Origin of the sequence: Mesorhizobium sp. M8A.F.Ca.ET.021.01.1.1 (assembly GCF_003998025.1) — a bacterium.
Classification (GTDB): domain Bacteria; phylum Pseudomonadota; class Alphaproteobacteria; order Rhizobiales; family Rhizobiaceae; genus Mesorhizobium.
The window spans coordinates 1-9,018 of sequence record NZ_RZSJ01000221.1; the positions used below are offsets into that span (position 1 = coordinate 1).

The 9,018-nt window shown below is 63.8% G+C and carries 11 protein-coding genes and 1 pseudogene; 8 read left to right on the forward strand and 4 right to left on the reverse strand.

What is annotated here, in order from left to right:
* A partial coding sequence (locus tag EOA36_RS18100; RefSeq protein WP_145969209.1) for an FAD-binding oxidoreductase occupies positions 1–922 on the forward strand: 922 nt, incomplete at its 5' end.
* Between the two features lie 209 nt (positions 923–1,131).
* Here EOA36_RS18100 and EOA36_RS18105 read toward each other — a convergent pair.
* Together EOA36_RS18105 and EOA36_RS18110 are read right to left on the reverse strand one after the other, a co-directional pair.
* On the reverse strand, positions 1,132–1,932 hold the full coding sequence (locus EOA36_RS18105) for a class II glutamine amidotransferase (protein ID WP_127278797.1): 801 nt from the start codon (positions 1,930–1,932) through the stop codon (positions 1,132–1,134).
* 14 nt (positions 1,933–1,946) lie between these two features.
* Positions 1,947–2,195 carry a DUF6356 family protein gene (locus tag EOA36_RS18110; RefSeq protein WP_127278798.1) on the reverse strand — a complete coding sequence of 83 codons (249 nt, stop codon included), beginning with the start codon at positions 2,193–2,195 and terminating at the stop codon, positions 1,947–1,949.
* 115 nt (positions 2,196–2,310) lie between these two features.
* Between EOA36_RS18110 and EOA36_RS18115 the strand changes: the two genes are divergently transcribed.
* From EOA36_RS18115 to EOA36_RS18140, 6 genes are all read left to right on the forward strand, one after another.
* Complete coding sequence (locus tag EOA36_RS18115) at positions 2,311–2,781, forward strand: Lrp/AsnC family transcriptional regulator (protein ID WP_127278799.1); 471 nt, start codon at positions 2,311–2,313, stop codon at positions 2,779–2,781.
* Between the two features lie 96 nt (positions 2,782–2,877).
* Positions 2,878–3,363, forward strand: coding sequence for a dUTP diphosphatase (dut, locus tag EOA36_RS18120; RefSeq protein ID WP_127278800.1), 486 nt, complete (start codon positions 2,878–2,880; stop codon positions 3,361–3,363).
* Between the two features lie 11 nt (positions 3,364–3,374).
* A complete protein-coding gene (locus tag EOA36_RS18125) occupies positions 3,375–4,034 on the forward strand; it encodes an HAD family phosphatase (protein WP_127278801.1) in 660 nt (219 codons plus the stop codon).
* A gap of 81 nt (positions 4,035–4,115) precedes the next feature.
* Positions 4,116–4,952 (forward strand): hypothetical protein, encoded by an 837-nt coding sequence (locus EOA36_RS18130; RefSeq protein ID WP_127278802.1) that lies wholly within the window; start codon positions 4,116–4,118, stop codon positions 4,950–4,952.
* A 74-nt stretch (positions 4,953–5,026) separates the two neighbouring features.
* Positions 5,027–5,830, forward strand: a complete 804-nt coding sequence (locus EOA36_RS18135) for an oxaloacetate decarboxylase (protein ID WP_127278803.1) — start codon at positions 5,027–5,029, stop codon at positions 5,828–5,830.
* Positions 5,831–5,837: 7 nt separating this feature from the next.
* Complete coding sequence (locus EOA36_RS18140) at positions 5,838–6,836, forward strand: proline racemase family protein (RefSeq protein WP_127278804.1); 999 nt, start codon at positions 5,838–5,840, stop codon at positions 6,834–6,836.
* Between the two features lie 4 nt (positions 6,837–6,840).
* Here EOA36_RS18140 and EOA36_RS18145 read toward each other — a convergent pair whose 3' ends face one another.
* Both EOA36_RS18145 and EOA36_RS18150 read right to left on the reverse strand, forming a co-directional pair.
* Complete coding sequence (locus EOA36_RS18145; RefSeq protein WP_127278805.1) at positions 6,841–7,551, reverse strand: sulfate transporter family protein; 711 nt, start codon at positions 7,549–7,551, stop codon at positions 6,841–6,843.
* A 221-nt stretch (positions 7,552–7,772) separates the two neighbouring features.
* A complete protein-coding gene (locus EOA36_RS18150; protein WP_127278806.1) occupies positions 7,773–8,675 on the reverse strand; it encodes an EamA family transporter in 903 nt (300 codons plus the stop codon).
* 199 nt (positions 8,676–8,874) lie between these two features.
* Here EOA36_RS18150 and EOA36_RS38350 point away from each other — a divergent pair.
* A pseudogene (locus EOA36_RS38350) lies at positions 8,875–9,018 on the forward strand (adenosine kinase); the annotation flags it as partial.

The following is a 9,018-nucleotide window of genomic DNA, read 5'->3' on the forward strand; positions in this document are numbered from 1 at the left end:
ACGCCAGTTGGGCAATCCGGAAACCTATTTCCGGCTGCGCATCCGTGCCATGGCCGAGTGGAAGCGACTTGCAAATGATTTGCCCGGCCTGCCGCTGGCCTGGTGCGGCGGCCTGAACTGGGACCTGCAGGCGGAGAGGCTCGAAGCCTATGCGGACGAGCATTCGGCCTGGGGCTACGGCATCGAACGGGTTGGCCGAGAGCAGGTGGCACGCATTGAGCCCAATCTCGCCGAGCCTCCAGATTTTGCCTTGCATATCGCTGAGGAAGGTGTCGCCGAGCCCGCGGCCACAGCGAAGGCGCTGCTGGCGGATGCAGCGCGGCAAGGCGCGCGCATCCTCTCCGGCACGGTGACCGCGCTGGCCCAGAGCAACGGCAGGATTACCGGCGTGGACACATCACATGGGCTCGTTGCCGCCGACGAGGTGGTGATCGCCGCTGGCGTCGGCTCTCCGGATATTGCGGCGACGGCCGGCATCACCTTGCCGATCGAGACGCCGCCCGGCCTTATCGTCCATTCGCGGCCTTACAGGAAATTGCTCAACGGACTGGTGCACGCCGAGAGGCTACACATGCGCCAGACCGCCGAGGGCCGCATCATCGCCGGCTCGGATTTCGCCGGCGGCGATCCCGGTATGGACGCCGAAGCGACCGCCCGCGCGCTGTTCGCGGTCACGAAAGCAGCATTGCGTGGCGCCGAGGGGCTGGAACTCGATTTCCACACCATTGGCTACCGCCCCAATCCGATCGACGGCTTTCCGATCATCGGCCGCGCCGAGGGCCTGGATGGGCTCTACGTCGCGGTCATGCATTCCGGCATCACGCTGGCACCAGCCGTCGGCCTGTTTGCCGCGCGGGAGATTCTTGAAGGCGAGCGCGATGCATTGTTGGCGCCTTACGGGCTGGCGCGGTTTGCGCAGTAGCAATGGCTGCTTCCGAGGCGGCACTCTACGGCGCCCCCCTCTGTCCTGCCGGACATCTCCCCTACAAGTGGGAGACGTCAGCTTCGCAGGCGGCTTCGCTCTTCAACGTTCGAGATTGGGAAGGCCATCGCGACATCTGGCCTCCCGCTCTGGGGGAGATGTCCGGCAGGACAGAGAGGGGCGCGGAGGAACTCGACCGAAACGATTTGCTATCCAACCAGCGCCAGCTTCGCCGCGACCGGAACGAATGGACTTATGTCGATGCCATCCCTGGTCATGGTGACGAAGCTCGATGGCGGGATCGCCTGCCAGTCGCCGCCCTCGCGATCGAAGGGCTCGGAGACGATGCAGCGGCCAGCGCCCTTGCGGAAGATGGACGTGTAGAGCGTGGGCGCGTGGGCGTCGGTGGCGTAGCGGACCGCATACAGCGCCTGTCCGTCGGAGAAAGCGGCGGTGAGTTTAAGCGCCGGCTCGAGACCGGCGCGGCGAGAGGCTTCCAGCACGCGGCTGGTGGCACGCGAGACGGCGCCTTGCGGGTCGGCCGAAAGGCCCTCGTCGATCATCAGGAGAAAAAACAGTTCGGAATCGGTGGTGCCTTCGCGCTGGTCGAAGACAGCGTCGGACAGCGAGTTCTCCAGCGCGCGGCGAATTTTCTCGAAACCGCCGATCTGGCCATTGTGCATGAACGACCAGCGGTCGGAGATGAACGGATGGCAGTTCATGCGGCTGGTGGCGCCGCCGGTCGAGGCCCTGACATGGGCGAGGAACGGGCCGGACTTGATCTGCCGGCACAGGCTTTTCAGATTGGGGTCGGACCAGGCCGGCAGGATGTCGCGGTAGAGGCCGGGCTCGGGCCTCTCGCCATACCAGGCAAGGCCGAAACCGTCGCCATTGGTCGGCGACTTGGCTTCCTGGGCGCAGTGGCTCTGGGCGATCAGCGAGTGACAGGGCGCCGTGAGGATATCTTCGAGAACGACCGCTTCACCGAGATAGGCCGCCCATCGGCACATCGCTTTGTCGTCCCCTAGGCACGATCCGCAAGCGCCGCCGGCGCATCGACCGTATGATTGCCTCTGTTGTGCGTCCGCTCGTAGAGCTCGCGAATGATTCGGCTGGCGGTAGTCTCGAAGAGAAATGGCAAGAAAGCGTGAACGAGCGCTGCTCCCGCCGCCATCAGCAGGCGCGACGAGAACCAGGCGGCGAAGGCCATATGGCCGAAATAGGTTTCGCCGACCTTGGCCGGATGAGAGGTGAAAATGCTTGCGAGCGACATGCTGGTTCCCCTTCAGCGCTGGAGCTTCCTGATATGAGTATCCTGACACGTCTCACCGGTTCATTGGTCCCAAAATATCCTTGTATTTTGCCACTTCATGGGACAAACATCCCAAATGACACTGGAAATCGATGAAATCGACCGAAAATTGCTTGCCGAATTGCAACGAGACGGCACGTTGTCGGTCGACCAGCTGTCGGAGCGGGTGGCATTGTCGCGCAATGCCTGCTGGCGTCGCGTCAAGCGGCTGGAGGAAGATCGCGTCATCACCGGCCGCGTGGCGCTGGTCGATGCCGAAAAGCTCGGGCTTGGCCTTTCGGTGTTCATCCTGATCCGCACATCCAACCACGACCCGGACTGGCTGCAGAAATTCCGCGCTGCGGTAAGCGGCTTGCCAGAGATCATCGGCGTCTATCGCATGTCTGGCGATCTCGATTATGTACTGCGCGCCCGTGTCGCCGACGTGAAGGCCTATGACCGGCTCTACCAGCGGCTCATCGCCAAGGTGGCGCTGTCGGATGTTTCCGCCTCCTTCGTCATGGAGGAGATCAAGGAGACGACGGTGGTTCCGATGGAAGTGCGTTGAGCCGCCCTCAGGCCATAGTGATGCCCGAAAGAAAGCCGTTGATAGCCCTGCGGGCGAATTGACCGAATCGGCAATCGCGCCGATAGGATCGATTTTATGCGCGCAGCCCTTCAAACACCCTCCGTCATCGGTCCCACCGTCGGCTTCGTCAGGCTGCCGCATGGCGAGGGACTTCCGCTTCCCGCTTATGAAAGCACCGGCGCCGCCGGCATGGATTTGCGCGCAGCGGTGCCCGAAGACCGGCCGCTTCTGATCCTGCCGGGCAAGCGCGCTCTGGTGCCGACCGGGCTGATCCTGGAAATTCCCGAAGGGATGGAAGGCCAGGTGCGGCCACGCTCGGGCCTTGCCTTCAAACACGGCCTTACCGTCCTCAATTCACCCGGCACGGTCGACAGCGACTATCGCGGCGAAGTGAAGGTGCTGCTGGTCAATCTCGGCGACGAGGACTTTGCCGTTACGCGCGGCATGCGCATTGCCCAGATCGTTTTCGCCGCCGTGACGCAGGTGGCGGTTGAAGAGCGTTCGCTCGCCGGCGGCACGGCGCGCGGCTCGGGCGGATTCGGATCGACCGGCACCGCCTGATAGCGAATCCAATGCCCTTGCCGAAACTTGTCATCTTCGACTGCGACGGGATCCTGGTCGACACGGAGAACCTCGCCAACCGACGCCTGGCCGAATGGCTCAGCGCGAGCGGCTATCCAACGACCTTCGAATATTGCCGCAAGAACTTCTCCGGCCGCAGCATGGTCTCGGTGCAGAAGGAGATCGAGGAGACGACCAGCGCCAGGCTCGGCGCCGATTTCGTCGAGCGCTGGAATGCCGGCCTGCCGGATCTGTTCGCTCATGGCGTCGAGGCGATCCCTTATGTCCGGGAGTTCATCGAGGCGGTCCGCGCCGCCGGCCTCGCCTACTGCGTCGCCACCTCGGCCAGGATCTCGAAGATGCACATAACGCTTGGCCAGACCGGGCTGTTGCCGCTGTTCGAACATGCGATGTTCAGCGCCACCATGGTCTCGCGCGGCAAGCCGTTCCCCGACCTGTTCCTGCATGCGGCCAAAGCCATGGGCTTCGAGCCGGCCGACTGCATCGTCATCGAGGACAGCGTCGCCGGCACGCAGGCAGGCATCGCTGCCGGCATGCGGGTGTTCTCCTATCATGGCGACCCCTATTCCGACCGCGACGGCCTGATCCAGGCCGGCGGCATCCTGTTCGACGACATGCGCGAACTCGCCGGGCTGGTGCCGATCCACTGATTTTGCCGGCCGGATGGGCTAATGCATGTCGCCCGGAAGTGTCAGCTTCGCGGTGCTTGCGGTGAGGGGACGATATCAAGCATGTCGGGATTTTTGCATCGGCTCGTCTTTGCCTGCCTGTTGCTGCTGCCATTGCTGGGCGGCGCGGCCGGCGCCCAGGACGCGGCCAGCCCGGACCTCGGCAAACCCATCGATGGCCACGCCGGCACGACCTATGCCGATCTCATCAGGATGGTCATTCCGGATCTGACGGCGAAGGGCGACTACTATGTCGGCTCCTCGCCGATCGAGATGCGGCACATTGCCGGTCCCGACAATGACAGCTCGCCACCAGAAGCACCGAGCGTTTTCAGCGCCGGCGTGCTTGGCATCAAGGCCGGAGGCAAGGAGCGGCTGGCCATGCTTTTCGATCTCGGCGAATCGCCCGACAGCGCGGAGGGCTATGCGGTGCTGGCGCTTTACGATCTCACCGGCAAACCGAGGTTGCTCGATGCCGTCAATGTGGCGACCGACCGTTTCACCTTCTTTCGCCACCCCGGCAAACTTTCGCTCGGCGCCAGCGACGATGCGCTGATGATCTCCAGCACGCATTTCAACTCGAACCAGGGCTACATGTCGACGCCGCTTATCCTGGTGCGAGACGACCGTTTTGAGCTGATCGACCTCATCAACACGTTCGACGAAAATGTCTGTTCCTATCGGCGCTCCCAGGACCTGACCTTCCAGGCCGTGAGCGATGGCCAGCCCTACGCCGCGATCAAGGCGACGATAACCGACAAGACGTGCGACGAACCCGCCCCCAAAGCCGTCTCGAACGACATTTCCGTAACCTACCGCTGGGACAAGAAAACAGCGGGCTACGTCGCCGATTCCGATGCCTTCGAAAAATTGGCAGCAGACAACGAGAAACGCTTCTGAACCAACCGCATTTGTTTGCCCGGCCGGAAACGGCGCGCTAGCATCCGCTCCGACACTCGTCATGGGGAACATTCATGGACAAGGGCAAGATCTTTCGCGACCTGCATGCCTCGACCTTCGTCATGCCCAATCCCTGGGACCCGGGCACGACGAAGCTGCTTGGCTCCTTCGGCTTCAAGGCGCTGGCCACGACCAGCGCCGGCTTTGCCTTTTCGCGCGGCCTGCCGGACGGGGCCGTGAGCTTCGACCAGATGATCCATCATTGCCGCGAGGTGACGGCCGCGACCGAACTGCCGGTCTCGGCGGATCTCGAAAAAGGCAAGGGCGACAGCCCCGAGCAGGCCGCCGAGACCATTTTCGCAGCGGAGGCCGCCGGGCTTGCCGGCTGCTCGATCGAAGACCATACCGGCGATCCGGAAAAGCCCATCTACGAGTTTTCGCATGCGGTCGAGCGCGTCGCCGCCGCGGTGGAGGCGGCGCGGGCGCTGAAGCGCGATTTTGTCTTCACCGCGCGGGCCGAGAACTTCCTGTGGGGCAAGTCCGACCTCGACGATACGATCAAGCGGCTGCAGGCCTTCGAAAAGGCCGGCGCCGACGTCCTCTATGCGCCGGGCATCGGCGACGTCGAGATGGTGCGCACGCTCTGCTCGGCGGTGACCAAGCCGGTCAACGTCATGGCGAGACCCGGCTTCACCATCGCCGACCTTGCCATGGCCGGCGTCAAGCGGATTTCGCTCGGGCCGTGGCTGACCAATTTCGCCTACGGCATGCTGGAGACGGCGGCGCGCGAGATCCAGCAGGACGGAACGTTCGGCTTCACCCGCGCTGCCATGCCGTTCGGCAAGTTGCAGGCGCTGTACGGCAAATCCCAGGGTTAGACGCCGCATGAACCTTACCGTCGTCGACATGCATACGGGCGGCGAGCCGCTGCGGATCGTCACCGGGGGTTATCCCGCTATCCCCAAGGGCACCATCCTGGGGAAGCGCGCCTATGTGCGGGACAACCTCGACCATTTGCGCAAACTGCTGATCTTCGAGCCGCGCGGCCATTACGACATGTATGGCGCCTTGCTGGTCGAGCCCGATTTGCCCGGCGCCGACCTTGCCGTGCTGTTCATGCACAATGAGGGCTATTCCACCATGTGCGGCCACGCCATCGTCGCGCTCGGCCGTTATGCCATCGATGAAGGCCTGGTGGCGAAACAGGAGCCGTTCACCACCGTCAACATCGAGGCGCCTTGTGGCCTGGTCGTCGCCTCGGTCGAGGTCAGCGACGGCAAGGCCGGTGCGGTGTCGTTCGAGAGCGTGCCTGCCTTCCTGTTCGCCCGCGACCAACAGATCGAGCTGACAGAGTATGGCAAGATCGGTTTCGATATCGCCTATGGCGGGGCTTTCTACGCGCTGGCCGACTGCCATCAGTTCGGGCTGGAATTCGGCCGCGACCGCGTGCGCGATTTCGTCGATGCGGCAACGGCGCTGACGAACCGGCTCAAGGCCGAGTTTGCGCTGTCGCATCCCGATCATGACGACCTCGCCTTCCTCTACGGCACCATCCTGACCGACGGAAAGGACGCCTTTTCCGGGGAAGTCACCAGAAATGTCTGCGTCTTCGCCGAGGCGGAAGTCGACCGATCGCCGACCGGTTCCGGCGTGACCGCCCGGCTGGCGGCCATGCATGCCAAGGGTGAGATCGCCATCGGGCAGACGCGCAGTTTCGAGAGCATCGCCGGCTCGCGCTTTTCCGGGGCGGTCGTGCGAACGGCACAGGCCGGCCCGCACGAAGCGATCGTCGCCCGCGTCGGCGGCCGCGCCTATTATTCCGGACGAGCCGAATTCATTGTCGAACCGGACGACGAGCTGGGACGTGGTTTCCTCTTGCGCTGAAGGCTCAACCGTTTGCGGAACGGACCGCTTCCCGCGCCGAGACCGCCTTGTGCAGATGCACCATCATGGCGGCGGCGAAGAGCGGCGTCAGCAGGTTGAGCAGCGGCACGGCAAGGAATGCCGCGATCACCAGCCCGGACAGAAACACCGTACCGGCATAGCGCCGGCGCAGGGCCCTCGCATCTTCCTCGGGGCGAAAGCGCATGGCGGCGAATTCGAAGAATTCGCGCCCCAGCAGGTAGCCGTTGACAATGAAGAAGGGTGCGATGTTGATGCCCGGCACCAGCAGAAGCATGAGCGCCACGATGTTGCCCAGGATGACGACGCCGAAAAACTTTATCGCCAGCACCATCGAGCGCAATGCCGGCATGGCCCGTCCGGCCGGGTGGCCTGGGTAATCGGTGCGCTCGACCACTTCGGCGACATCGTCGAGGAAGAGGCCGGCGATGACGGCCGTGACCGGCGCAACAAGCAGCGCCATGCCGAAGGCCAGCGCGATGGCCGCGACAATGCCGCCCAGCCAGCCGGCCCAGTACGGTATGCCGGGCAACAATGTCTGGAGCCATGGCAGGGCCAACCATTCGACAAGGCTGGTCAGGCTGAACCACAGGGCGACCAGCGCCAGCAGGGTCAGGCCGAGCGTCTTGATGAACACGGCGCGGAACGGAGGCGAGAGCAGCTCCAGGGCCGCGGTGCGGGCAGCGTCGAAAATCACCGTGCTTCAAACCCAGGTCAGCGGACACAACCACAGAGCAATTCCAGGAAAAGTGCGTAGCGGTTTTCCACCTGGGATTGCGTAAAAACGAGAAATTACAGCGGGTCAGACATTCCATCAAACACTGAACCGCTCAAGGTAGGACGTCTCCGAGATAGGCAGTGCGGCCCGCGAGCACAAGCGCGGGCCTTTGCTTGTCTTTGGACGCTGCCGAAATCTGCCTACCGGGCGAAGGCCGGTTTGCGGACCGGTATGGTCATGGCCGCCACGCCGGCAACGACAAAGCCCATGCCGAGCCATGCCGTCGGACCCAGGCTTTCGCCGAGGAAGATGGCGCCGATGCCGACGCCGATCGGCACCCGCAGATAGGCCTGCGACGTCGTGCCGACCGAACCCAGCGAGTGGATGAGGCGAAAATAGATGACGAACGCCAGTGCCGTCGAAAACACGGACAGGCCGAGCAAAGCGAGGATGGAAGCTGCCGAAGGCGTCAGCGTCCATGGCTGGTCGACCACCAGGCTGAGCGGCACCAGCATGACGGCGCCGCACAGCATGGAGCCAGCGGCGGGAAGCATCGGATCGAGGCCCTTGAAGCCACGGCCGAAGATGGCAGCGCCCGCATAGCACACGGTTGCCGCGACGATGGCGATCTGTGCCCAGAGCTGGTCGCCGATGCCGCCAAGCGCCTGTGTGCCGACGATGAGGCAGATGCCGGCAATGCCGGCGCCGACGCCGACCAGCTTGCGTGGGGTGACCGGCTCATGGCGGGTGATGAGTGCGGTGAGCAGGAAGGTGAAGATCGGCGAGGTGGCGTTGAGGATGGTGGCAAGGCCGGCGTCGACCGAGCGCTCGGCCGCGGCGATCAGCGTGAACGGGATGACGCTGTTGAGGCAGGCCTGGAAGGCGAAGCGGCGCCAGCTAGCCGCGTCGCCCGGCATGGCAAGCCCACGCCAGCGGATAATGGCGAACAGGATGGCGCCGGCGATCAGGGTGCGGGCGGCGATGAAGGTGATGGGCGGGATGGTCTCGACGCCGATCTTGATGAAGGTGTAGGAGGCGCCCCAAAGGACAGCCAGTACGCCAAGCAGCGCCAGGTCGGTAGCCGTGTCGTTTTTGGCAGGCATGGGCTCGCGCCTTCGGACCGTGATCTCAGGAGCGCAGATGTAGGCGACATCGCGACGAAATGTTTCGGCCACGGTCGAATTGTCGTAGCGCCTGGCTGGCGCGGCAAGGACAGAAAATCGGTTGCCTGTTTTCAGCGTCATGCTGTAGACCCGCGCGGGCATGGCAAGAAGCCGGCTCGGGTTTTTGGCGGAGACATTGATGCCGGATTATGACGTGCTTTGCATCGGCAATGCGATTGTCGACATCATCGCCCAGTGCGAAGAGGACTTCCTCCAGACCAACGGCATCATCAAGGGCGCGATGAATCTCATCGACACCCATCGCGCCGAATTGCTCTACAGC